The sequence below is a fragment of the Sphingomonas sp. SP5 genome, from assembly GCF_058313455.1.
Window position 1 is genome coordinate 328629 of sequence record NZ_JBZFLF010000002.1, and the last position, 22296, is coordinate 350924.

The window sequence follows — 22296 nt, forward strand, 5'->3', positions numbered from 1 at the left end:
GAAGGGAGCGCGGGGTTGCGACCCAAAAGAAACGGCCCCGCAGGATGATCCTGCGGGGCCGTTCAGAACCCGATCGGAAAGGGCTCAGCGCGCGGCGCCGGCGCCCTGGCCACGGCCACCACCGCCGGAACGGCCGCGGCCACCCCCGCCGCCGCGGCGGCTGGCGTTGGCGTAGTTGCGCGTCGCGGTCGGCGCATGCGTCGCGCGCGGGCGCGGCTGCTGGCGCTGGCGGGGCAGGTCGGCGCGCGGAGCGGGATCGGCGCCGATCGCCTTGACGCGGGCCGCCTTGATCTCGTTCGACTGCGCGGTGAAGTTGTCGGGCAGCGGGCGGACCGTCACCTTCTGGCGGGTCAGCTTCTCGATATCCTTCAGGTACGGCCGCTCGTCGTCGGCGCAGAAGGCGATGGCGATGCCGCTGTTGCCCGCGCGCGCCGTCCGGCCGATGCGGTGGACATATTGCTCGGCGACGTTGGGCAGCTCGAAATTGACGACATGGCTGACGCCCGACACGTCGATGCCGCGCGCGGCGATGTCGGTCGCGACCAGCACCTTGGTGCGGCCGTCCTTGAACTCGCCCAAGGCGCGCTCGCGCTGGCCCTGGCTCTTGTTGCCGTGGATCGCATTCGCCGCGATGCCGTTGCCGGCGAGCAGCTTCACGACGCGGTCGGCACCATGTTTGGTGCGGGTGAAGACCAGCGCCCGGTCGATCGTCGGATCGCGCAGCACCAGCGTCAGCAGCGCCTGCTTCTCCGTCTGGTTGACGAAGGTGACATACTGGTCGACGCGCTCCGCGGTGGTCGAGGCTGGCACGACCGACACCGTCTTGGGTTCGTGCAGGAACTGGTTGGCCAGCTCGCGGATCGCGGTCGGCATCGTCGCCGAGAAGAACAGCGTCTGGCGCTTGCACGGGATCATCCGCACGATCTTCTTGAGCGCGTGGATGAAGCCCAGGTCCATCATCTGGTCGGCTTCGTCGAGCACCAGGATCTCGATCATCGACAGGTTGCACATGCCCTGCTCGACCAGGTCGATCAGGCGGCCCGGCGTCGCCACCAGGATGTCGACGCCACGGCTCAGGTCCTGCCGGTTCTTGTTGATGCTGGTGCCGCCGAACACGGTCGCGACCGACAGCTTGCTGAACTGGCCATAGCCGCGCGCATTGTCGGCGATCTGGCTGGCCAGCTCGCGCGTCGGGGCGAGCACCAGCATGCGCACGTGCGTCGGCAAGACGCGCTTCTGCGCCGCGGCCAGGCGCTGGATCGACGGCAGCACGAATGCAGCGGTCTTGCCGGTGCCGGTCTGCGCGATGCCGAGCAGGTCGCCGCCTTCCAGCAGGATGGGGATCGACTGCGCCTGGATCGGCGTCGGGGTGGCATAGCCCTTGGCCTCGAGCGCACGGACGAGCGGATCGGCGAGGCCGAGATGAGCGAATGACATGGGAATAGAACCTTCGAACAGGCCTGACCCGCACGTCGGCTAACGGCCGACATGCGAGGGGCGGGGGAAAACCGACACCCCGCGTGAATAGGGAAGCCTTGCGCTAACGACCGGGGCGGAGCCGGGGTTCGCTGCAAGCAAACCCGTTCACGCTGCATGACGCCTCGATGCCCCGCCATGTGCGCTGCACTGCGGCAAAAGTCAAGATGGGCGTGGGCGACACCGGATACTGCCGCCGCCCGTCCCCGCATCTTCGTCATCCCGGCGAACGCCGGGACCCATGGACGCGCAGGTGGTGAGGCTGGCACAAAAACGCTGAATGCATCGCAATCCATGGATCCCGGCCTTCGCCGGGATGACGTAAGGGGGGAAAGGGGACTAAAGCCGCCGCCCGATGACCTCCTTCATGATCTCGCTCGTCCCGCCGTAGATCCGCGTCACCCGCGCCGATCGCCACGCGCGGGCGATCGGATATTCGTTCATATAGCCCGCACCGCCATGCAGCTGCAGGCAGGCGTCCAGCACCTCCCATTGCACCTCGGTGTGCCACAGCTTCGCCGCCGCGCCTTCCTCGTTGGTCAACGCGCCCGCCAGATGCCGCCGGATCGCCCAGTCGAGATGCGCCCAGCCGACCTGCAACTTGGTCTTCAGCCCCGCCAGCACGAAGCGGGTGTTCTGGAAATCGAACACCACGCCGGCGAACGCCTTGCGATCCTTGGTGAAGGCGACCGTTTCGTCGAACGCCTTCTGCGCCGAGGCCTGCGCGCCGATCGCGATCGACAGGCGCTCCTGCGGCAGCTGGCTCATCAGATAGCCGAAGCCCTTGCCCTCCTCGCCCAGGCAATTGGTGATCGGCACGCGCACGTCGTCGAAGAACAGCTCCGACGTGTCCGCCGCCTCCTGGCCGATCTTGTCGAGCTTGCGGCCGCGGCGGAAGCCTTCGCGGTCTGCCTCGACCAGGATGATCGACATGCCGCGCCACGCCGGCTGCGCGGCGGGATCGGTCTTGGCGACCACCAGCACCAGATCGGCGTTCTGGCCGTTGGTGATATAGGTCTTGGACCCGTTCAGCACATAATGGTTGCCGTCGCGGCGCGCCGTGGTGCGGATCGACTGCAAGTCGCTGCCCGTGCCCGGCTCGGTCATCGCGATCGCGCTGATCGTCTCGCCCGACACCATGCGCGGCAGCCAGTGGCGCTTCTGCTCCTCCGATCCGTAATGCTCCAGATAGCCGGCGACGATGTCCGATTGCAGCGTGAAGCCCGCCGGCACGCCGTTATAGGTCAATTCCTCGTTGACGATCGCATTATAGCCGAAGTCGAGGCCCAGCCCGCCATAGGCCTCGGGCACGGTCGGGCACAGCAGCCCCACCGCCCCCGCCGCCTGCCAGAACGCCGGCGGCACCAGCCGGTCCGCCTCCCATGCGGCGACGTGCGGCACGCCCTCCTTGCGCAGGAATTGCCGCACCGTCTGCCGGAACGCCTCATGATCCGCATCATAGGCGGTTCGGCCCGCCACATCGTCCAGCGTCATGACCCTCTCCTTTTTCGGCAGGCTGCGGCGACGCTCCGGACACGTCAAGCTTGAGAGTAACAAAAGTTACGGTACCGATGGTATCGGTGGATACTTTGAGGGGTGCATGGCCGCGCGCCAGCCGATACACAGTGCCTCCAACGATAGGAGGATGCGCGCGATGAAACTGGCCAGTCTGAAGCACGGGCGCGACGGCAAGCTCGTCGTCGTCTCCACCGACCTCGCCTGGTATGCCGATGCCGGCCATATCGTGCCGACCCTCCAGGCGGCGCTCGACGATTGGGACCGGCTGCTGCCCGACCTCGCCAATCTCGCCACCGACCTCGATCATGCGGTGATCCCGCGCGAGCGTTTCCACGAACACGACGCCGCCTCGCCACTGCCGCGCGCCTATCAATGGGCGGATGGTTCGGCCTATGTGAACCACGTCGCACTGGTCCGCCAGGCGCGCGGCGCGGAGATGCCCGACAGCTTCTGGCACGATCCCTTGATGTACCAGGGCGGCTCCGACGGCTTCCTCGCCCCCCGCGATCCGATCCCGCTCGCCGATGACAGCTGGGGCTGCGATCTCGAGGCGGAGGTGGTGGTCGTCACCGGCGACGTGGCCTTGGGCGCCAGCCGCGACGAGGCGCTTGCCGCGATCCGCCTCGTCGGCCTCACCAACGACGTCAGCTTGCGCAACCTCATCCCCGGCGAACTCGGCAAGGGCTTCGGCTTCTTCCAGTCGAAGCCGGCAAGCGCCTTCTCGCCGGTGTTCGTCACCCCCGACGCGCTCGGCGACTGGTGGCGGGACGGCAAGCTCCACCGCAAGCTCCACGTCGACCTCAACGGCCAGCCCTTCGGCCGTGCCGACGCGGGCGAGGACATGACCTTCGACTTCGGCACGCTCGTCGCGCACGCCGCCAGGACGCGCAAGCTGGGGGCGGGGACGATCGTCGGCTCCGGCACCGTCTCCAACCGCGGCGCCGATGGCGGGCCGGGCCGGACGATCGCGGCCGGCGGCGTCGGCTATTCCTGCCTCGCCGAACTGCGCACGGTGGAAACCATCGCCGACGGCAAGCCGACCACGCCGTTCCTCAAGAGCGGCGACACCGTCCGCATCTGGGCGGAAGACGACCGCCACCACCCGATCTTCGGCGTCATCGAACAGACGGTGGAGTGACCCGAAGTCCTCCCCCGGCGCAGCCGGGGGAGGGGGACCGCTCGCCGCAGGCGAGTGGTGGAGGGGGCGTTTCCGCAAGCACTGCGTTCATGGCTCACCTCCCCCTCCGTCAGCTTCGCTGCCACCTCCCCCTGGCGGGGGAGGACTTCAGATCACCGAAATCCCGCTTGAAATTTAATTACAACAGCGCAACAGGATCGATCAACGCCCGCCGCGACTCGACGCGGCCCGCCCAAGGAGAGACATGTGGCCAGCGAGCACCCGCACGCCAACCTGCCACCGCTGCAACTGCACGTGCCGGAACCCAAGTTCCGGCCCGGCGATGCGGTCGATTTCGTCGGTGTCGACGTGCCGCCGGCCGGCTCCGCACGGCGCCCGGACACCGCGCAGTCCGCGCATGATTTCACCGACCTCGCCTATACCATGGTCCGCGTCCTCGACGAGGAGGGGCGCGCCGTCGGCCCCTGGGATCCGAAGCTGTCGCCCGACATGCTGCGCCGCATGCTGCGCAACATGGCGCTGCTGCGGGCCTTCGACGAACGCATGTTCCGCGCCCAGCGGCAGGGCAAGACCAGCTTCTACATGAAGGCGACGGGCGAGGAGGCGGTGTCGGTCGCCGCTGCACAGGCGCTCGACTTCGAGGACATGTGCTTCCCCTCCTATCGCCAGCAGGGGCTGCTCATCGCGCGCGGCTATCCGTTGGTCGAGATGATGAACCAGATCTACTCGAACAGCGGCGACAAGCTCCAGGGCAAGCAGCTGCCGATCATGTATTCGGCGCGCGACCACGGCTTCTTCTCGATCTCGGGCAATCTCACCACGCAATATCCCCAGGCCGTGGGCTGGGCGATGGCCTCGGCGGCGAAGGGCGACACGCGCATCGCCGCGGTCTGGTGCGGCGAGGGATCGACCGCGGAGGGCGACTTCCACTCCGCCTGCACCTTCGCCAGCGTCTATCGCGCGCCGGTGATCTTCAACGTCGTCAACAACCAATGGGCGATCAGCAGCTTCTCGGGGTTCGCCGGTGCGGAGGCGACCACCTTCGCCGCCCGCGCGATCGGCTATGGCATCGCCGGCCTGCGCGTCGACGGCAATGACGCGCTCGCCGTCTATGCCGCGACGCTCTGGGCCGCCGAACGCGCCCGAACCAACGCCGGCCCGACGCTGATCGAACATTTCACCTACCGCGCCGAAGGCCACTCCACCTCGGACGATCCCTCGCAATACCGCAGCGCCGGCGAACCGACCGCCTGGCCGCTCGGCGATCCCGTCGCCCGGCTGAAGCAGCACCTCATCGGCTTGGGCGAATGGGACGAGGAGCGCCACGCCGCGCAGGACAAGGAACTCGCCGAATATGTGCGCGGCCAGCAGAAGGAGGCCGAAAAGAACGGCATCCTCGGCCACGGCCTGCACCAGCCACTCGATTCGCTGTTCGACGGCGTGTTCGAGGAAATGCCCTGGCACCTCAAGGAGCAACAGGCGCAGATGATCGCCGAGGAAGAAGCGAGCGGACGGCCGTGGGCGAGGAAGTGATGCAGATCCTCCCCGGCACGGGGGGGGGGGCCGCCGGCGCATCCGGTGGTGGAGGGGGCTCTCCACGCGTGTCTCGACTGGTGGAGAGCCCCCTCCACCAGCCTGCGGCCGGTCCCCCTCCCCGCGAGCGGGGAGGATTTGGAAGACATACCGATGACTGAACCCACCACCCGCATGAACATGATCCAGGCGATCAATTCCGCGCTCGACATCTGCATGGCCCGCGATCCGGACGTGCTGGTGATGGGCGAGGACGTCGGCTATTTCGGCGGCGTCTTCCGCGCCACCGCTGGCCTGCAGAGCAAATACGGCAAGACCCGTGTCTTCGACACGCCGATCACCGAAACCGGCATCATCGGCGTCGCGATCGGCATGGGCGCCTATGGCCTCCGGCCCGTCCCCGAGATCCAGTTCGCCGATTATATCTACCCCGCGCTCGACCAATTGGTCAGCGAGGCGGCGCGGCTGCGCTACCGGTCGGCGGGCGAGTTCATCTCGCCGATCACCGTGCGCTCGCCGTTCGGCGGCGGCATCTTCGGCGGGCAGACGCATAGCCAGTCGCCCGAAGGCATCTTCACCCACGTCTCCGGCATCAAGACGGTGATCCCCGCGACGCCCTATGACGCCAAGGGACTGCTGATCGCCGCGATCGAGGACAATGATCCCGTCCTCTTCTTCGAACCCAAGCGCATCTACAACGGCCCCTTCAACGGCCATTGGGACAAGCCCGCCGAGAATTGGTCCAAGCATCCCGGCGGCGAGGTGCCGACCGGCTATTACAAGGTCCCGCTCGGCAAGGCGGCGGTGGTGCGCGAGGGCGAGGCGCTGACGATCCTCGCCTACGGCACGATGGTCCACGTCTGCACCCGCGTCGCCCAGGACGAGGGCGTCGATGCGGAAATCATCGACCTGCGCACGCTCGTCCCCCTCGATATCGAGACGATCGAGGCATCGGTGAGGAAGACCGGCCGCTGCATGATCGTGCACGAGGCGACGCGCACCGGCGGCTTCGGCGCCGAACTGTCGGCACTGGTGCAGGAACGCTGCTTCTACCACCTCGAAGCGCCGATCGAGCGCGTCACCGGCTTCGACACGCCCTATCCGCACAGCCTCGAATGGGCATATTTCCCGGGTCCGGTCCGCATCGGCCAGGCCCTCAAGAAGATCATGAAGGACGCGTAAGATGAGCCGCTTCACCTTCCGCCTGCCCGACATCGGCGAAGGCATCGCCGAGGCCGAGATCGTCGCCTGGCACGTCAAGCTCGGCGACCGCGTCGAGGAAGACCAGAACATCGCCGACATGATGACCGACAAGGCGACCGTCGAAATGGAATCTCCTGTCTCCGGCACCGTGGTCGAACTGGCCGGCGAAGTCGGCGACCAGATCGCGATCGGATCGGCCCTGGTGGTGATCGAGACCGAGGACGCCGGTGCCGGCGACACGGGCGGCGAGGTGGTGGCGGCCCCGCCGTCGCCCGAGCAGGACGAAGTCGCCGAGCAATACGAAGCCGAAAACCCCGGCGTGGAGGAAGCGGCCTCCTCTCCCCACCCGCTTGCGGGAGGGGTCGGGGGAGGGCCTGAAAACAGCAGCACCCCCGCACGGCCGAACGACACTCCAACCCCCGCTCGTGCTGAGCCTGTCGAAGCACAGGCCACAAGCGTCACGCCGGCGGCGAGCGGCCCTTCGAGAGGCTCAGGGCCGACGGGGGATAAGGCGCCATCCGCGCATGTCCTCGCATCCCCCGCAGTCCGCGCCCGCGCCCGCGACCTCGGCATCGACCTTGCGCAGGTGAAGACCGACGCCGACCGCGTCCGCCACGCCGACCTCGACGCCTTCCTCCGCTACAATGCGGGGCAGGGTTACCAGTCCCCCGGCGCCTCGCGCGCGCGCGCCGACGAGCAGGTGCGCGTCATCGGCATGCGCCGTCGCATCGCCGAGAACATGGCTGCGGCCAAGCGCCACATCCCGCACTTCACCTATGTCGACGAGATCGACGTGACGGCGCTCGAAGCCATGCGCGCCGATCTCAACACGCACCGCGGTAACCGGCCCAAGCTGACCATGCTGCCGCTGCTGATCGTCGCGATCTGCCGCACCCTGCCGCAATTCCCGATGCTCAACGCGCGCTACGATGACGAGGCCGGCGTGGTCACCCGCTCGGGCCGCGTCCACCTCGGCATGGCGGCACAGACCGACGCGGGCCTCACCGTGCCGGTGATCCGCGACGCGCAGGACCGTAACGTGTGGCAGCTCGCCGCCGAGATCGCGCGCCTCGCCGAGGCGGCGCGCGCCAACAAGCTGAAGCCGGACGAGCTCGGCAACGGCACGATCACCGTCACCTCGTTGGGGCCGCTCGGTGGCATCGCCACCACGCCGGTCATCAACCGGCCGGAGGTCGCGATCATCGGCCCCAACAAGATCGTCGAACGTCCGGTCTTCACCGGCAGGGGAGACGAGATCCGCCGCGCCAAGCTGATGAACCTGTCGATCAGCTGCGACCACCGCGTCGTCGACGGCTGGGACGCGGCAAGCTACGTCCAGGCATTGAAGGCGCAGCTCGAAACGCCGGTACTGCTCTTCGCGGATTGATGGCCTGACGCGTTACGAGGCGAGGTGCACCGCGCGCTTCGCCTCGGCCCGCAGCAGGCGCGTATCGACGCGGTCCAGCATTGCCCGGTAACTGCGCTCCTCCTCCGGGCTGAGCGCGACGCTGCGACGCAGGATCCGGCCGATGCCGTCGCCGACCCGGATCAGGTCCTGCTGCATGAACGCCGCCAGTCCGCGCGACAGGATGCGCGCCCGCTGCCGCCGCTCGATGCGCAGCGCTGTCCCGGCCAGCCGCTGTGCGAAATAGGCATGCTGCCGCGCGCCTTGCGCCGAAAGCGTAACCGTGCGCGTTGGCTGCGGCAGCGGGTGCGCCGGTTGCGGCACCATGGCGGCGAGCAGGGCGAGGGCGAACAGACGTGGCATGGCGCCAGAGCATAAGGCGAACAGGTAAACAGGACCGAAACGGCCTGATGAGCGGTGACGCGGCGCGATGGACGATCACGCTCGCCGCGGCCGTGCTGCTGACCGCCTGCACCGACGACGATCGTGAGGCGCGCCGGCGCGCTGCGGGTCCGTCCCCCGATCCGGCGGCGCTGCTGCGGGTCGCCAGCCCGGCGGCGGGCCAGCGCCTGTTCGGCCGCTGCGCCGCCTGCCACGCGATCCGACGCGGCGCCCCCGATCGCAACGGCCCCAACCTGTTCGGCGTCATGGACAGCGATATCGCCGGCACCAGCCCGCGCTTCGGCTATACCGCGGCGCTGCGCCAGGCCGGAGGCCGCTGGACGCCCGCTCGGATGGACGCCTGGCTCGCCGCCCCGCAACGCTTCGCCCCCGGCACCTCGATGGGCTTCCCCGGCCTTGCCGACCCGCTCGATCGCGCCGACGTCATCGCCTACCTCCAGGCGCAGCGGTGAACAGCGGGGCCGTGGTGTTCGCGCGAAGCCGCAAAGACGCGAAGATGTATCGCGCGCCAGCGCCCTTGCACGTCACCAGCCGATGATGAAGGGCCGCACGAGCGGCCAGGCGCAACCTCTTCGCGTCTTCGCGCGAACCCAACTGCCCGCCTCGACCAAATCGCCTCACACGATCTCGAACAACCCCGCCGCGCCCATGCCGCCCGCGGTGCACATCGTCACCACCACCCAGCGCACGCCGCGCTTGCGCCCCTCGATCAGCGCATGGCCGACCAGCCGGCTGCCCGACATGCCGAACGGATGCCCGACCGCGATCGCACCGCCGTTGACGTTGTAGCGCTCCGGATCGATGCCCAGCGTGTCGCGGCAATACAGGCATTGCGACGCGAACGCCTCGTTCAGCTCCCACAATCCGATATCCGCCACCGACAATCCGGCGCGCGCGAGCAGCTTCGGCACCGCAAACACAGGGCCGATCCCCATTTCGTCCGGCCCGCAGCCCGCCGCCTGAAACCCGCGATAGATGCCCAGGATGTCCTTGCCCTCCGCCTCCGCGGTCGCCCGGTCCATCAGCACTTGCGCGGAGGCGCCATCGGACAATTGGCTGGCATTGCCCGCGGTGACATATTCGCCCGGCCCGCTGAAGGCGCCGCCCGCCCACACCGTCTTCAGCCCGGCGAGCGCTTCGGCCGTCGTGCCGGGCCGGATGCCTTCGTCCTGCGTCACCGTCACCGTCTCGCTGCCCGTCCGGTTGCCCTCCTTGTCGAACAGCGCCTTTTCGACGGTGATCGGCACGATCTCCTCGGCGAAGGCACCGTTGGCGAGCCCCGCGGCGGCGCGCTGCTGGCTTGCGGCGGCATAGGCGTCCTGCGCCGCGCGGCTGATGCCGTAACGCGCCGCGACGATCTCCGCCGTCTCGATCATCGGGATATAGGCGGCGGGCTCCCGCGCGACGACGCTCTGGTTGACGTAGCGGGGGGCATCCTTGGTCACGGTATGGCTGATCGATTCCATCCCGCCGGCCAGCGCCACGTCCGCCTCGCCGCACATGATCGTCCGCGCCGCCAGCGCCACCGCGTTGAGGCCCGATCCGCATTTGCGGTCGAGCGTGAACGCCGGCACGCTTTCCGGCAGGCCGCCCGCGAACACCGCCATCCGCCCGGCATTGCCGCCGGTCGTCCCCCATTGGTTGCCGACACCCCAGAAGATGTCGTCGATCCGCGCCGGATCGATGCCGGCGCGCTCGATCGCCGCGTTCATCACATGCCCGGCGAGCACCGGCGCCTCGGTCGCGTTGAACGCGCCGCGATAGGCCTTGCCGATGCCCGTCCGGGCGGTGGAAACGATCGCAGCGTCACGCATCGGGCAGGCCTTTTCAAGGATCGGGTACGGCCCATGCCTTACCCGCGATCCCGCTGCGGGGGAAGCCGCGCTACTTCATTAGCACCAGCTCTTCCGCCATCGTGGGATGCAGCGCGACGGTTTCGTCGAACTGCGCCTTGGTCAGCCCCGCCTTCACCGCAATCGCGGCGGCTTGCAGGATTTCAGGTACGTCCGGCCCGATCATATGCAGCCCGACGATCCGCCCCGTTTCGCCGTCGCACACCATCTTGTAGAGCGCCCGCTCGTTGCGCCCGGCCAGCACGTTCTTCATCGGCCGGAAATCGGACGAATAGACGCTGATCGACCCCAGCTTCTGCTTCGCCTCGCTCTCGGTCATGCCGACGCCGGCGAGCGGCGGGTGGCTGAACACCGCGGAGGGGATCGTGGCATAGTCGACCGTGGTCGGCTTGCCGCCGTAATAGGTGTCGGCGAACGCCTGCCCCTCGCGGATCGCCACCGGAGTCAGCTGGATGCGGTTGGTCACGTCGCCGATCGCGAAGATGCTCTCGACGCTCGACCGGTTGTGGTCGTCGACCACCACCGCGCCCTTCTCCAGCGCGACGCCCGCCTCTTCGAGCCCCAGGTCTTCGGTATTCGGCACGCGGCCGGTGGCGAACATCACCATGTCGACCGTCACCGGCTCGTGGCCCGACATGCGGACGGTCAGGCAGCCGTCGTCGCTCTTGTCGATGCCTTCGAAATTGGCGTCGAAGCGGAATTCCAGCCCCTTCATCATGCTGATCTGCAACAGCCGGTCGCGGATCGACAGGTCGTAGCCGCGCAGGATGTCCTGCGTCCGGTTCATGATGATGACGTGCGCGCCGAACTGGTGGAAGATGCCGGCGAACTCGTTGGCGATATAGCCGGCACCGGCGATCAGCACGCGCTTGGGGATCGCATCGAGGTGGAATGCCTCGTTGCTGGTGATGCCGTATTCGACACCGGGGCACTTTGGCACCGCCGGCCGCGCGCCGACCGCGATCAGGATGCGCTCGGCGGTCTTTTCCGTCCCGTCGGCGAGCCGGACGCTGTGCGGACCGGTGACGGTGGCGCGCTGGTGGATGATCTCGACGCTATGCGTCTCCAGCGTCTGCGTATAGGCCCCGTTGATCCGGTCGACCTCGGCCAGCACATTGTCGCGCAGCGTCGCCCAGTCGAACGCGCACTGGTCGGGCACCTGCCAGCCGAAGCGCTTGGCATCCTTCAGGTCCTCGGCGAAATGCGCGCCGTAGACGAGCAATTTCTTGGGCACGCAGCCGCGGATCACGCAGGTGCCGCCGACGCGATATTCCTCCGCCACCGCCACGCGCGCGCCATGCGCCGCCGCGACCCGGCTTGCCCGCGTGCCCCCCGACCCCGCGCCGATGACGAAGAGGTCGTAATCATAGTCGGACATCAATTCACTCCGGTAGTCTCTGCCATCGCCGACCGCAGGCCGAGATGCTGCACGAAGGGATCGAAATCCCGATCGCTGTATAACAAGGGAAGCCGGTCGAGGATGCAGCGCGTCGCGATCAGCGTATCGATCGTCTTGCGAATGGTGATGCCGAGGCCGCGCAGGTGGCGGTAGTTGCGGGCGGCGGCTTCGGCGACATGATGATCCACCATCCTGATGGGATCAAACCGTCCGAGGAACGCGCGCGACACGGTGAATTGCCGCTCGGTTCGCGTTCCTTGCAGCACTTCCAATAGCATCAGGTCGCCTATCGCCAATTCCGCTCCGCCGTCGAGCAGCTGGCGGGCGACCGCCACCTGCGGCGTCTGTCGGTCGAGCATCAGGTCGATCCAGACGCTCGAGTCGAGCAGCGTCAGCCCCATTCGGGACGCTGCTTGTCTGTGCGCATCTCGTCGAGGTCGCCTTCCCAGCCCACCCCTCGCAATGCCTCGAGCGCTTCGAGCTGACGCTGATTCTTGACGTAGCGACGAAGTGCCAGCGTCACGACGTCACGCTTCGTTTTCAAGCCACTGCGCGTCATCGCTTCCGCCATGAGCGCGTCGTCGATCTCGATGTTCGTCCGCATGTGTACCGCTCCGCTCGACCCTACACATAGCGATCCGCGAACGGTCAATCCAGTCGCGCCCGCCGCATCGGCATCGCATCGATCGTCTCCGCCAGCGTCTCGGCGGGGATCGGCGATCCGGCGCGCAGCTTCTCGCCGCCGTCCTTGCCGATCAGGATCGCGACGAAGCGATCCCGCGGCAACCGGTGGCGCGTGCGCAGGGCGGCGGCGCTGTCGGTCGCCCCGGTCACGCGGTCGCCGATGACGGTGACGATCGCGAGGTCCCGCTCGCGTGCGCCCTTGTCCCAGCCGGCGAGCGCCCGGCGCTGCCCGACGATCCCGGCATCGTCCGCGGCCGGTGCCGCAACCAGCAGCACCCGCTTGTGCCAGCGCATCTCGGCAACCGTAGTCGGTGCGGCCAGCGCGGCGGCGATCAGGATCGGGATCATCGCGCCTCAACGCGCGACGATCCCGTTCGCTGCCTCAATCCAGCCGCGCGCGGCGGATCAGGTCGGTGGTGGAGGGGTCGAACGACTGCCCGCCCTGGTCGGCCGCCTTGGCCATTTCCTTGCCCAGCTCGACGCCGAACTGGTCGAAGGAATTGATGCCGAGCAGCACCCCGTTCACGAACACGCGATGCTCGTAGAAGGCGATCAGCGCCCCCAGCGTGCGCGGATCGAGCGTGTCGAGCAGCAAGGTCGACGACGGCCGGTCGCCCGAATAGCTGCGTGCCGGGTCCTCCGCCTGCTTGCCCTTCATCAGCGCCGCGCCTTGCGCAAAGGCATTGAGCAGCAACTGGCGGTGGTGATCCTCGGCCAGCGTATCGCCCGGCTCGATGACCGCGATGAATTCCACCGGCACCAGATGCGTGCCCTGGTGGAGCAGCTGGAACACCGCATGCTGCGCATCGGTGCCGACCCCGCCCCAGGTGATCGCCGCGGTCGGCCGCCCGACCGGCTGCCCATCGACGGTGACGCCCTTGCCGTTCGATTCCATCTCCAGCTGCTGGAGGTAGCTCGGCAGCAGCCGCAGCCGCTCGTCATAGGCGAAGGGTGCCCGTGTCTCGGCATGGCGGACCTGCGTGTAATAGAGGTCCGCGAACGCGGCCAGCGCCGGCGCGTTCTCGTGCAGCGCGGTCAGCCGGAAATGGCGGTCCATCTCGGCGGCGCCCTCCAGCAGCTCCTCGAACGCGCCCCAGCCCAGCGCCACCGCCGCCGGAAAGCCGATCGACGACCACAAGGAATAGCGCCCGCCGACGCCTTCGCTGAACGGCAGGATGCGCGTTTCGTCGACGCCCCATTCCATCGCCTTGTCGGGCGAGGCGGTGAGCGCGATCACCTTGCCATAGGGATCCTCGACGCCGTGCTCGGTCATCCATTGCAGCGCGGATGCGGCATTCAGCATCGTCTCGGTCGTGGTGAACGTCTTGCTCGCCACCACCACCAAGGTCGCGGCGGGATCGAAATCCTTGATCGCATCCTCCAGCGCGACGCCGTCGACGTTGGAGACGATCGCCACGTCGTAGCGCTTGTCCTCGCGCCCCAGCGCATCGACCAGCAGGTGCGGCCCCAGCGCCGATCCGCCGATGCCGATATGCAGCACGTGGCGCACGTCGCCCAGCGCACCCGCCTCGATCGCGTCGATCAGCGACCGCATCCGCTCGTGCAATTTCCGGGCGCGCGAGACGCTCTCGGGGTTGCCCTCGCCGCGTTCGGCGGTGTGCTCGACCGGGCGGTCCTCGGTGACGTTGACGTGGCTGCCGCCGAACATGGCATCTCGCTTGCCCGCCAGGTCCTTCGCCTGGGCGAGCGCCGCGAACGCCTGCACCGCGTCCTGCGTCAGGTGCGTCTTCGACCAGTCGAAATGGATGCCCGCCACGTCCAGGCTGAATGTCGCCAGCCGATCGCCATCCGCCTCGAACAGGTCGGTAAGCTTGGGGGAGGGCAGGGCTTCGATCGCGGACCAGTCGCTCATGTTCGCATTCCATCCTTTGGGGAGGGGGAGTCGTGACAGTCCCGTATCGAACCAGCCGGTGCGGGCAAGCCCTTCGGTGCGATGCGGGACGACTGGTGAGGACGCACAGGGAGCGCTAAGGCTCCCGGCCTATGGCCGACACACAGGTACCACCCAAGCCGCAGCGCTCCGAAACCGCCGAGACGATCCGCTTCCTGGTGAAGCTGGCGATCGCCGTGCTGATCCTCAGGAGCTTCATCTTCGCGCCCTATTCGATTCCTTCCGAATCGATGCTGCCGCGGCTGCTGATCGGCGACTATCTGTTCGTCACCAAATGGAATTACGGCTATTCGCGCTGGTCGCTGCCCTATGGCTTCCCGCCGATCCCGGGCCGCATCCTCGGCCGCGATCCCACCCGCGGCGACGTCGTCGTCTTCCGTTCGCCCGAACCCGACGACCATGACGTCATCAAGCGCGTGATCGGCCTGCCCGGCGACACCATCCAGGTCCGCCGCGGCCAGGTGATCCTCAATGGCCGCGCCATCCCCAAGCAGCGCGTTGCCGATTTCGTGCTGCCGCTGTCCGACAATTTCGACGCGCAGAAATGCGGCGCGACCTTCGTCGACGTCGATGCGAAGGGCACGCCGATCTGCCGCTACCCGCGCTTCCGCGAGACGCTGCCGAACGGCAAGAGCTACATGGTGCTCGATCAGGCGGAGATCCCGCAGGCGGACGATACCGGCCTCTACACCGTGCCGGCGGGCGACGTGTTCCTGATGGGCGACAACCGCGACGACAGCGCCGACAGCCGCTTCCCCGCGCCGCTCGGCATGGGCTACATCCCGATGGAGCGGATCGAGGGCAAGGCCGTCGTCACCTTCTTCTCCACCAACGGCGATGCGCATTGGTACAATCCGGTCAGCTGGTTCACCGCCGCACGCTGGAATCGGATAGGAGAGGGCTTCTGAGCACCGCCTTTCGCGACTGGCTCGCCGGCCTGTTCGGCCGCGTCCCCGCCGATCTCGCCCCGTACGAGCGCGCACTCACCCACGGCAGCCAGGCGGCGGCCAATTACGAACGGCTCGAATTCCTCGGCGACCGCGTGCTCGGCCTCGTCATGGCCGAATGGCTGTGGGAATTGTTCCCCAAGGAGGCGGAGGGGCAGCTGTCCAAGCGCCTCAACGCGCTGGTCACCGGCGCGGTCTGCGCCGACGTCGCCCGTACCCTCGGCGTGCGCGCCCACCTGCGCCTCGGCAAGCAGGCGCGCGACGACGGCGCCTACGAAAGCGACAACATCCTCGGCGACGTGATGGAGGCGCTGATCGGCGCCTGGTATCGCGAAGCCGGCCTCGACGCCGCCCGCACCTTCGTCCGCCGCGCCTGGGCCAGCCGCGTGCACAGCACGGACAAGGCGCCGCAACACCCCAAGTCCGCGCTACAGGAATGGGCCGCCGCCGCCGGCCGCCGCACGCCGGAATACAGCATCATCGACCGCTCCGGCCCCCACCACGCCCCCCGCTTCACCGTGCAGGTCAGGATCGGCACCTTCGCCGACGCCACCGCCACCGGCACCAACAAACAGGAAGCGGAAACCGCCGCCGCCAAGGCCCTGCTGGCGAAGGTGCAGGGGTGATGCGCGCGCTTGCGATCCGTCCCGCGTTTGCCCTGAGCCTCCAACCGGGTTTTGTTCCGCGCCTCCGTCCGGGGTTTGTCTCGCGCCTCCACTCGGGGTTTGTCCCGCGCCTTCGCCTGGGGTTTGTCCCGCGCCTTCGCCCAGGATTTGTGGCGCGACTCTACCCCCCGTTTGCCCTGAGCCTGTCGAAGGGCAGCGCTCCCCAAGCGAACCGCTGATGGCGTTCTGGACCTACATCCTCCGCTGCGCCGACGGCAGCTACTATACCGGCCACACGGACAACCTCGACGCCCGTTTCGGCGCTCACCAGAACGGCACATACGAGGGCTACACGGCCACACGCCGCCCGGTAACGCTCGCGTGGTCGCAGGATTTCGCCACCCGTCTCGAAGCGCTCGACGCCGAACGCCGGATCAAGGGCTGGAGCCGCGCCAAGAAGGAAGCACTGATCGCCTCCGACTGGCAGGCGCTGATCCGCCTCGCCCGCAATCGCCAGGCGGAGAGCAGCCCTCCGACAGGCTCAGGGCAAACGGGGGAGGGGGCGGCCACCTCACCCCCCAAATCCGTTCAGGTTGCGCCTATCGAAACCCGCGTTTCCGCACACGCACCGCCAAAGAATGGCGACACGACCCTCACCAACCCCGTTTGGGCTGAGCCTGTCGAAGCCCGCCTCTCCGCACGCGCGACGCCAAAGGATGACGGCACGACCCTCACCAATCCCGTTTGGGCTGAGCCTGTCGAAGCTCGCCTCTCCGCGCGCGCGACGCCAAAGGATGACGATCCGACCCTCACCAACCCCGTTGAGGCTAAGCCTGTCGAAGCCCATCTCTCCACGAGCACCCGCACATCGGATACCCCATGACCCAATCCCAACATTGCGGCCTCGTCGCCGTGGTCGGCGCGCCCAATGCCGGCAAGTCCACGCTGGTCAACGCCCTCGTCGGCCAGAAGGTCGCGATCGTCAGTCCCAAGGCGCAGACGACGCGCACCAAGCTTCTGGGCGTCGCCATCCAGGATGATGCGCAGATCCTGCTCGTCGACACCCCCGGCATCTTCGAACCGCAGCGCCGGCTCGACCGCGCGATGGTGTCGGCGGCGTGGAGCGGCACCGAGGGCGCCGACCTCATCGCCCTCGTCGTCGACGGCAAGGGCGGCATCGGCCCCAAGGTGGAACGTATCGCCGAGGCGCTGAAGGACCGGCCCGAGCCCAAGATCCTGATCCTCAACAAGGTCGACGTCGCCGACAAGCCCAGGCTGTTGCTGCATGCCGAAAAGCTCAACGCGCTGCTGCACTTCGCCGACACCTGGTTCGTCTCGGCGCAGACCGGCGACGGCCTCGCCGAACTGAAATCGGCACTCGCCGCCGCGATGCCGGCCGGGCCATGGCATTATCCGGAGGACCAGGTGTCCGACGCCACCGAACGCGCGCTGGCGAGCGAGGTGACGCGCGAGCAGCTCTACCTCCAGCTCCACGCCGAACTGCCCTACGCCAGCACCATCGAGACGGAGAAATACAGCGAGCGCGAGGACGGATCGGTGGAGATCCACCAGCAGATCCTCGTCGAACGCCCGACGCAGCGCGCGATCGTGCTCGGCAAGGGCGGCGCCCGCATTCGGGAGATCGGCGCCCGCGCCCGCACCGAACTGGCCAGCATCCTCGGCGCGCCCGTCCACCTCTACCTCCACGTCAAGGTCAAGCCCGGCTGGGACGAGGACCGCGACGTCTACCGCGACATCGGCCTCGACTGGGTGGAGTGACCCCCCAGGTCCTCCCCTGCATCGCAGGGGAGGGGGACCGCGGCCGCAGGCCGTGGTGAGGGGCGGCCGCAGGCAAGACGCCGGCCCCTCACCCCTCCGCCAGCACCGCCTCCACCCACGCCGGCACCAGCACCCCCGCCGCGCCCAGCCGCGTCTCGCCGAACCAGCCGCTGCCCGCCGACCGCTCCAGGTTCAGCTCCAGCGTCTCCGCGCCATAGGCCTCCGCCAGCTGCACGAACCCCGCCGCCGGATAGACCGCGCCCGACGTGCCGATCGACACGAACAGGTCGCAGGCCGCCAGCGCCGCCTCGATCCGCTCCATCTGATAAGGCATCTCGCCGAAGAAGACGATGTCGGGCCGCAGCGCCGGCGAGCCGCAATCCGGGCATTCGCAGTCGGGCGGCAGCGCGCCGGTCCAGCCATGGCGGATGCCGCAGGCGCCGCACAGCGCCGAACGCAATTCGCCATGCATGTGCAGCAGCCGCCCCGCGCCCGCCCGCTCGTGCAGGTCGTCGACGTTCTGCGTCACGATCAGCAGCTCGCCCGGCCATTCCCGATCGAGCCGCGCCAGCGCCCGATGCGCCGCATTGGGCTCCACCGTTTCCAGCGCCGCGCGCCGGAGATCGTAGAAGCGATGCACCAGCGCAGGATCGCGCGCCAGCGCCTCGGGCGTGCAGACGTCCTCGACGCGATGCCCCTCCCACAGCCCGCCGGGGCCACGAAAGGTGGCGATGCCCGATTCGGCGGAGATGCCGGCGCCGGTCAGGATGACGATGTTGCGGATGCGGCTCATGCCCATCGCCTATCATCCCCCGCCCGCCGCAGGAACCGCTGACGGCCGCGCGATAGGATCGCCGCGCCATAACGTCGTGCCGATCCAATCGCTTGGCCGAAAGCCTGTCCTATGCCCCGATCTTGTGCCACACGCCGATGCATGACCTCCACCGCACCGCGCCCGGACCGCCGACACATAGTGCGTGGGCGAGACTTTTGTGACCTTTGGAGCCGCGCATGACCGCGATCGGCATCTACGGCAGCGGCGGCCGCATGGGCCGCGCCATCGCGGCGCAGATCGAGGCGGAGGGCGCCCGCCTCGCCGGCGGCGTCGACACGGACGGTGATCCCGTCGCCTTGGCGCAAAGCGCCGACGTACTGGTCGATTTCTCCGCGCCCGGCGCGCTCGAACACCATCTCGCCATCGCCCGCGCCGCCCGCACGCCGATCGTCATCGGCACCACCGGCCTCACCCAGGCGCAGCATGCCGCGATCGACGCCGCCGCCACCGAGATCGCGGTGCTGCAGACCGGCAACACCTCGCTCGGCGTCACCCTGCTCGCGCAGCTGGTGCGCGAGGCGGCGGCCCGGCTCGGCACCGACTGGGATATCGAGATCGTCGAGAGCCACCACCGTCACAAGGTCGATGCGCCGTCGGGCACCGCCATCCTGCTCGGCGAGGCGGCGGCGGCGGGGCGGGGGACGACCCTGTCCGAACTGCGCGTCGACGGTCGCGCCGGCCTCACCGGTGCGCGGACCGAAGGGACAATCGGCATGGCCAGCTTGCGCGGCGGATCGATCGTCGGCGACCACCATGTCGTCTTCGCCAGCGAGGGCGAGCGCATCGAGCTGTCGCACCTCGCGCAGGACCGCGGCATTTTCGCGCGTGGCGCGGTGCGCGCGGCGCTGTGGCTCGCCGGCCAGCCCGCCGGCCGCTATCGCATGGGCGACGTGCTCGGCCTGTGAGAAAGGCACGCGCGTGAAGAAAGCCGACGTCTTCGAATTCTACCGCCGGCTGGCAGAGGCCAATCCGCATCCCGAGACCGAGCTGGAATCGGGCAATCCCTTCCAGCTGCTCGTCGCCGTCGTCCTCTCGGCCCAGGCGACCGACGCCGGCGTCAACAAGGCGACGCGCGCCCTCTTCGCCGAGGTCCATACCCCCGAACAGATGGTGGCGCTCGGCCTCGATGCGCTGAAGCACCACATCCGCACCATCGGCCTCTTCAACACCAAGGCGAAGAACGTCATCGCCCTGTCGCAGGCGCTGATCGCCGATCACGCCAGCCAGGTCCCCGCCGATCGCGACGCGCTCGAACGCCTGCCCGGCGTCGGCCGCAAGACCGCCAACGTCGTGATGAACGTCGCCTTCGGCGCGGAGACCTTCGCGGTCGACACCCACATCTTCCGCGTCGGCAACCGCACCGGCCTCGCCCGCGGCAAGACGCCGCTCGCCGTCGAGCTGAAGCTGGATCATGCGACGCCGCAGCCCTTCCGCCTCCACGCCCACCACTGGCTGATCCTGCACGGCCGCTACGTCTGCAAGGCGAGGCGGCCCGAATGCTGGCGCTGCATCGTCGCCGACCTGTGCGCCTACAAGCCCAAGACCCCGCCACCCGCGTTGCGGCCACCCCCCACATAAACCGCTGGCGCCCGCCGCCCGCCTTTGCTAGGCGGACCCCCCAGGCACCCGTAGCTCAGCTGGATAGAGCGCTGCCCTCCGAAGGCAGAGGCCACAGGTTCGAATCCTGTCGGGTGCGCCAGCTTTTCAATCCGATTGGCATGTTCAACGGGGTGCTCTCCGTGACGCCGGGTTTGCCGTCGACCCCCGACAGGCCGCTTCACCGCACGCATCGCGCACGCTATCTGAGCCGTCCCATAAGCGAGAGGCATCATGACCCAGACGGCATTCATTACCGGTGCGACATCCGGTATCGGCGCGGCGGCGGCGGAGGCGTTCGTGGGCGCAGGGTGGCGGGTGATCGCGACCGGCCGGCGTGCGGAGCGGCTGGAGGCGTTGCGCACCAGGCTGGGCGAGGAGGCGGTGCAGACCCTCGCGTTTGACGTGGCCGACGATGCGGCGATGGCGGCGGCGCTGGACGGGTTGCCGGCGGAGTGGCAGGCGATCGACCTGCTGGTCAACAACGCAGGGCTCGCGCTCGGCACCAAGCCCGCCCAGGACGCGCGGCTGGACGATTGGCGCACGATGATCGCGACCAACGTCACCGGCCTCGTCGCCCTGACCCACCGGCTGCTGCCGGGGCTGATCGCGCGGAGGGGGGCGATCATCAACCTGTCGTCGGTGGCGGCGACCTATCCCTATGTCGGCGGCAACGTCTACGGCGGTACCAAGGCGTTTGTGGAGCAATTCTCGCTCGGCCTGCGGTCCGACTTGCATGGCACGGGCGTGCGCGTCACCTCGATCGAGCCGGGAATGGTCGAGACGGAATTCACCACCGTGCGCACCGGCGGCGATCAGGCCGCTTCCGCTGCGCTGTATCGCGGTGCCGAGCCGATGACGGCGGCGGACATTGCGGCGACCATGCTGTGGGTGGCGACGCTGCCGGCGCATCTCAACATCAACCGGCTGGAACTGATGCCGGTCAGCCAGTCGTTCGCCGGCTTCCAGGTCGCACGGGCAGGATAGTGGCGCGCGCCTCTACGCGTCGACCAGGCCTGCGTCTGGATGGGGGAGGGGCGCGCCCGGCTGCGCCGCCGTGGCGCAGGGATCGCGCAGGCGGGCGGACAGGAAGGCGATCAGCGCCTCGACGCGCGCCGGGCGCAGCGGGCTGGGCGGCGTCAGGATGTGGAGGCCGATCGGCGCCGGCGCCCATTCGGGCAGGAGAACGCGCACCGCGCCGCTTGCGATATACGGTCCGACGATGAAGCCCGGCAGCCGGACGATGCCGAGCCCGGCGACGAGCGCGGGCAGCAGCGCCTCGCCGCTGTTGGCGGTAAGCGGCCCGCTCGCCCGCACCGCCACCTCGCGCCCGTCGGCATGGCTGAACCGCAAGGGGCCGGCGACGTTGGAATAGCCGAGCAGGCGATGGCCGGCGAGGTCGGTGGGATGCTGCGGCGTGCCATGCGCGTCGAGATAGGCGGGCGCGGCGACGAGGTGCGCGGCGATATCGCACAGCCGCCGCGCGCGCAGGCTGCTGTCGGGCAGGTCGCCGATGCGCAGCGCGACGTCGAACCCCTCGGCGACGATATCGACCCGCGCATCGGAGCAGTGGAGGTCGATCTCCACCGCCGGATGCTCGGCCAGGAAGGTGGCGATAAGTGGCGCGACGTTGCTGATCCCGAAGCTCATCGGGGTGGCGAGCCGGACCCGGCCGGTCGGCGCGCTGGCGGCGTCGCGCGCGGCCTCTTCGGCGGCCTTGGCCTCGGCGAGGATGCGCGCGGCATGGTCGGCAAGCGGCTTGCCCGCCTCGGTCAGGGCGAGGTGGCGCGAGGTGCGGTGGAACAGCGACTGGCCGATCTGCGCCTCCAGCCGGGTGATTGCCTTGGACACCGTCGCCTTGCTGAGGCCGATCGCATCGGCCGCGCCGCTAAACGAGCGATGCTCGACGACGGCGGCGAAGATCGCCCAGGCTTCCAGGTCAGGCAGGCGCATGCGAACGGTGTCTCCGGGTGGCTCGGGGAACTTAGCGCGGAAACGGTCGGTTTCCACG

The 22296-nt window shown here is 68.6% G+C and carries 23 protein-coding genes and 1 tRNA gene; 13 read left to right on the forward strand and 11 right to left on the reverse strand.

The window, feature by feature from the left end; translation table 11 throughout:
- Positions 1-84: 84 nt before the first annotated feature.
- Together AC4GY7_RS05345 and AC4GY7_RS05350 are read right to left on the reverse strand one after the other, a co-directional pair.
- A complete protein-coding gene (locus AC4GY7_RS05345) occupies positions 85-1437 on the reverse strand; it encodes a DEAD/DEAH box helicase (protein WP_491112359.1) in 1353 nt (450 codons plus the stop codon).
- Positions 1438-1815: 378 nt separating this feature from the next.
- Positions 1816-2970 (reverse strand): acyl-CoA dehydrogenase family protein, encoded by a 1155-nt coding sequence (locus tag AC4GY7_RS05350; protein WP_491112360.1) that lies wholly within the window; start codon positions 2968-2970, stop codon positions 1816-1818.
- 160 nt (positions 2971-3130) lie between these two features.
- Between AC4GY7_RS05350 and AC4GY7_RS05355 the strand changes: the two genes are divergently transcribed.
- From AC4GY7_RS05355 to AC4GY7_RS05370, 4 genes are all read left to right on the forward strand, one after another.
- On the forward strand, positions 3131-4132 hold the full coding sequence (locus tag AC4GY7_RS05355) for a fumarylacetoacetate hydrolase family protein (RefSeq protein WP_491112362.1): 1002 nt from the start codon (positions 3131-3133) through the stop codon (positions 4130-4132).
- Positions 4133-4378: 246 nt separating this feature from the next.
- On the forward strand, positions 4379-5665 hold the full coding sequence (locus tag AC4GY7_RS05360) for a thiamine pyrophosphate-dependent enzyme (RefSeq protein WP_491112364.1): 1287 nt from the start codon (positions 4379-4381) through the stop codon (positions 5663-5665).
- Between the two features lie 174 nt (positions 5666-5839).
- Positions 5840-6847 (forward strand): alpha-ketoacid dehydrogenase subunit beta, encoded by a 1008-nt coding sequence (locus AC4GY7_RS05365; RefSeq protein ID WP_491112803.1) that lies wholly within the window; start codon positions 5840-5842, stop codon positions 6845-6847.
- Position 6848: 1 nt separating this feature from the next.
- Positions 6849-8255, forward strand: coding sequence for a dihydrolipoamide acetyltransferase family protein (locus AC4GY7_RS05370; RefSeq protein ID WP_491112366.1), 1407 nt, complete (start codon positions 6849-6851; stop codon positions 8253-8255).
- Positions 8256-8267: 12 nt separating this feature from the next.
- On the opposite strand, the gene AC4GY7_RS05375 is transcribed toward AC4GY7_RS05370, so the two are convergent.
- Complete coding sequence (locus AC4GY7_RS05375; protein ID WP_491112368.1) at positions 8268-8636, reverse strand: hypothetical protein; 369 nt, start codon at positions 8634-8636, stop codon at positions 8268-8270.
- Positions 8637-8683: 47 nt separating this feature from the next.
- On the opposite strand from AC4GY7_RS05375, the gene AC4GY7_RS05380 reads away from it, so the two are divergent.
- On the forward strand, positions 8684-9127 hold the full coding sequence (locus AC4GY7_RS05380) for a c-type cytochrome (protein WP_491112369.1): 444 nt from the start codon (positions 8684-8686) through the stop codon (positions 9125-9127).
- A gap of 165 nt (positions 9128-9292) precedes the next feature.
- Here AC4GY7_RS05380 and AC4GY7_RS05385 read toward each other — a convergent pair whose 3' ends face one another.
- The 6 genes from AC4GY7_RS05385 to pgi form a co-directional block, all read right to left on the reverse strand.
- Positions 9293-10489, reverse strand: coding sequence for an acetyl-CoA C-acyltransferase (locus AC4GY7_RS05385; protein ID WP_491112370.1), 1197 nt, complete (start codon positions 10487-10489; stop codon positions 9293-9295).
- A 70-nt stretch (positions 10490-10559) separates the two neighbouring features.
- A complete protein-coding gene (gene gorA / locus AC4GY7_RS05390; RefSeq protein WP_491112371.1) occupies positions 10560-11906 on the reverse strand; it encodes a glutathione-disulfide reductase in 1347 nt (448 codons plus the stop codon).
- Positions 11906-12328: a type II toxin-antitoxin system VapC family toxin gene (vapC, locus tag AC4GY7_RS05395; RefSeq protein ID WP_491112373.1), complete on the reverse strand. Its 423-nt coding sequence runs from the start codon at positions 12326-12328 to the stop codon at positions 11906-11908. Before vapC ends, gorA begins: the two co-directional genes overlap by 1 nt.
- Entirely contained in the window at positions 12319-12531 is a 213-nt protein-coding gene (locus AC4GY7_RS05400) for a type II toxin-antitoxin system VapB family antitoxin (protein WP_491112375.1), read from the reverse strand. The genes vapC and AC4GY7_RS05400 overlap by 10 nt, the downstream gene beginning before the upstream one ends.
- A gap of 44 nt (positions 12532-12575) precedes the next feature.
- On the reverse strand, positions 12576-12959 hold the full coding sequence (locus AC4GY7_RS05405) for a DUF4174 domain-containing protein (RefSeq protein WP_491112376.1): 384 nt from the start codon (positions 12957-12959) through the stop codon (positions 12576-12578).
- A gap of 34 nt (positions 12960-12993) precedes the next feature.
- The gene (gene pgi / locus AC4GY7_RS05410; RefSeq protein WP_491112378.1) at positions 12994-14484 is read right to left on the reverse strand and encodes a glucose-6-phosphate isomerase; all 1491 of its coding nucleotides are present in this window, start codon (positions 14482-14484) and stop codon (positions 12994-12996) included.
- 131 nt (positions 14485-14615) lie between these two features.
- Between pgi and lepB the strand changes: the two genes are divergently transcribed.
- From lepB to era, 4 genes are all read left to right on the forward strand, one after another.
- Positions 14616-15431, forward strand: a complete 816-nt coding sequence (gene lepB, locus AC4GY7_RS05415; RefSeq protein ID WP_443584533.1) for a signal peptidase I — start codon at positions 14616-14618, stop codon at positions 15429-15431.
- Positions 15428-16096 (forward strand): ribonuclease III, encoded by a 669-nt coding sequence (gene rnc / locus AC4GY7_RS05420; RefSeq protein WP_491112804.1) that lies wholly within the window; start codon positions 15428-15430, stop codon positions 16094-16096. The genes lepB and rnc overlap by 4 nt, the downstream gene beginning before the upstream one ends.
- A 217-nt stretch (positions 16097-16313) precedes the next feature.
- On the forward strand, positions 16314-16958 hold the full coding sequence (locus AC4GY7_RS05425) for a GIY-YIG nuclease family protein (RefSeq protein WP_491112379.1): 645 nt from the start codon (positions 16314-16316) through the stop codon (positions 16956-16958).
- The gene (era, locus tag AC4GY7_RS05430) at positions 16955-17854 is read left to right on the forward strand and encodes a GTPase Era (protein ID WP_491112380.1); all 900 of its coding nucleotides are present in this window, start codon (positions 16955-16957) and stop codon (positions 17852-17854) included. Before AC4GY7_RS05425 ends, era begins: the two co-directional genes overlap by 4 nt.
- An 88-nt stretch (positions 17855-17942) precedes the next feature.
- On the opposite strand, the gene AC4GY7_RS05435 is transcribed toward era, so the two are convergent.
- On the reverse strand, positions 17943-18647 hold the full coding sequence (locus AC4GY7_RS05435; RefSeq protein ID WP_491112382.1) for an NAD-dependent deacylase: 705 nt from the start codon (positions 18645-18647) through the stop codon (positions 17943-17945).
- Between the two features lie 218 nt (positions 18648-18865).
- Here AC4GY7_RS05435 and dapB point away from each other — a divergent pair, with 218 nt between their 5' ends.
- From dapB to AC4GY7_RS05455, 4 genes are all read left to right on the forward strand, one after another.
- Positions 18866-19594 carry a 4-hydroxy-tetrahydrodipicolinate reductase gene (dapB, locus tag AC4GY7_RS05440; RefSeq protein WP_491112383.1) on the forward strand — a complete coding sequence of 243 codons (729 nt, stop codon included), beginning with the start codon at positions 18866-18868 and terminating at the stop codon, positions 19592-19594.
- A gap of 13 nt (positions 19595-19607) precedes the next feature.
- Positions 19608-20267, forward strand: coding sequence for an endonuclease III (gene nth, locus AC4GY7_RS05445; protein ID WP_491112384.1), 660 nt, complete (start codon positions 19608-19610; stop codon positions 20265-20267).
- Positions 20268-20311: 44 nt separating this feature from the next.
- Positions 20312-20388: transfer RNA gene (locus AC4GY7_RS05450), tRNA-Arg, on the forward strand.
- A 131-nt stretch (positions 20389-20519) separates the two neighbouring features.
- Positions 20520-21272: an SDR family NAD(P)-dependent oxidoreductase gene (locus tag AC4GY7_RS05455; RefSeq protein WP_491112385.1), complete on the forward strand. Its 753-nt coding sequence runs from the start codon at positions 20520-20522 to the stop codon at positions 21270-21272.
- Between the two features lie 12 nt (positions 21273-21284).
- Here the strand turns inward: AC4GY7_RS05455 and AC4GY7_RS05460 are convergent, their stop codons facing one another.
- Positions 21285-22238: a LysR family transcriptional regulator gene (locus AC4GY7_RS05460; protein ID WP_491112386.1), complete on the reverse strand. Its 954-nt coding sequence runs from the start codon at positions 22236-22238 to the stop codon at positions 21285-21287.
- Positions 22239-22296: the final 58 nt, after the last annotated feature.

Excerpts from the sequence above, each read along its gene's own strand:
- AC4GY7_RS05400 (WP_491112375.1), bottom strand. The coding sequence starts at position 12,531 with ATGCGGACGAACATCGAGATCGACGACGCGCTCATGGCGGAAGCGATG.
- AC4GY7_RS05380 (WP_491112369.1), top strand. The coding sequence starts at position 8,684 with ATGAGCGGTGACGCGGCGCGATGGACGATCACGCTCGCCGCGGCCGTG.
- AC4GY7_RS05460 (WP_491112386.1), bottom strand. The coding sequence starts at position 22,238 with ATGCGCCTGCCTGACCTGGAAGCCTGGGCGATCTTCGCCGCCGTCGTC.
- AC4GY7_RS05370 (WP_491112366.1), top strand. The coding sequence starts at position 6,849 with ATGAGCCGCTTCACCTTCCGCCTGCCCGACATCGGCGAAGGCATCGCC.
- vapC (WP_491112373.1), bottom strand. The coding sequence starts at position 12,328 with ATGGGGCTGACGCTGCTCGACTCGAGCGTCTGGATCGACCTGATGCTC.
- AC4GY7_RS05355 (WP_491112362.1), top strand. The coding sequence starts at position 3,131 with ATGAAACTGGCCAGTCTGAAGCACGGGCGCGACGGCAAGCTCGTCGTC.
- lepB (WP_443584533.1), top strand. The coding sequence starts at position 14,616 with ATGGCCGACACACAGGTACCACCCAAGCCGCAGCGCTCCGAAACCGCC.
- dapB (WP_491112383.1), top strand. The coding sequence starts at position 18,866 with ATGACCGCGATCGGCATCTACGGCAGCGGCGGCCGCATGGGCCGCGCC.
- AC4GY7_RS05385 (WP_491112370.1), bottom strand. The coding sequence starts at position 10,489 with ATGCGTGACGCTGCGATCGTTTCCACCGCCCGGACGGGCATCGGCAAG.
- AC4GY7_RS05425 (WP_491112379.1), top strand. The coding sequence starts at position 16,314 with ATGGCGTTCTGGACCTACATCCTCCGCTGCGCCGACGGCAGCTACTAT.
- AC4GY7_RS05345 (WP_491112359.1), bottom strand. The coding sequence starts at position 1,437 with ATGTCATTCGCTCATCTCGGCCTCGCCGATCCGCTCGTCCGTGCGCTC.
- gorA (WP_491112371.1), bottom strand. The coding sequence starts at position 11,906 with ATGTCCGACTATGATTACGACCTCTTCGTCATCGGCGCGGGGTCGGGG.
- AC4GY7_RS05365 (WP_491112803.1), top strand. The coding sequence starts at position 5,840 with ATGAACATGATCCAGGCGATCAATTCCGCGCTCGACATCTGCATGGCC.
- era (WP_491112380.1), top strand. The coding sequence starts at position 16,955 with ATGACCCAATCCCAACATTGCGGCCTCGTCGCCGTGGTCGGCGCGCCC.
- AC4GY7_RS05375 (WP_491112368.1), bottom strand. The coding sequence starts at position 8,636 with ATGCCACGTCTGTTCGCCCTCGCCCTGCTCGCCGCCATGGTGCCGCAA.
- AC4GY7_RS05350 (WP_491112360.1), bottom strand. The coding sequence starts at position 2,970 with ATGACGCTGGACGATGTGGCGGGCCGAACCGCCTATGATGCGGATCAT.
- AC4GY7_RS05455 (WP_491112385.1), top strand. The coding sequence starts at position 20,520 with ATGACCCAGACGGCATTCATTACCGGTGCGACATCCGGTATCGGCGCG.
- AC4GY7_RS05405 (WP_491112376.1), bottom strand. The coding sequence starts at position 12,959 with ATGATCCCGATCCTGATCGCCGCCGCGCTGGCCGCACCGACTACGGTT.
- AC4GY7_RS05435 (WP_491112382.1), bottom strand. The coding sequence starts at position 18,647 with ATGAGCCGCATCCGCAACATCGTCATCCTGACCGGCGCCGGCATCTCC.
- pgi (WP_491112378.1), bottom strand. The coding sequence starts at position 14,484 with ATGAGCGACTGGTCCGCGATCGAAGCCCTGCCCTCCCCCAAGCTTACC.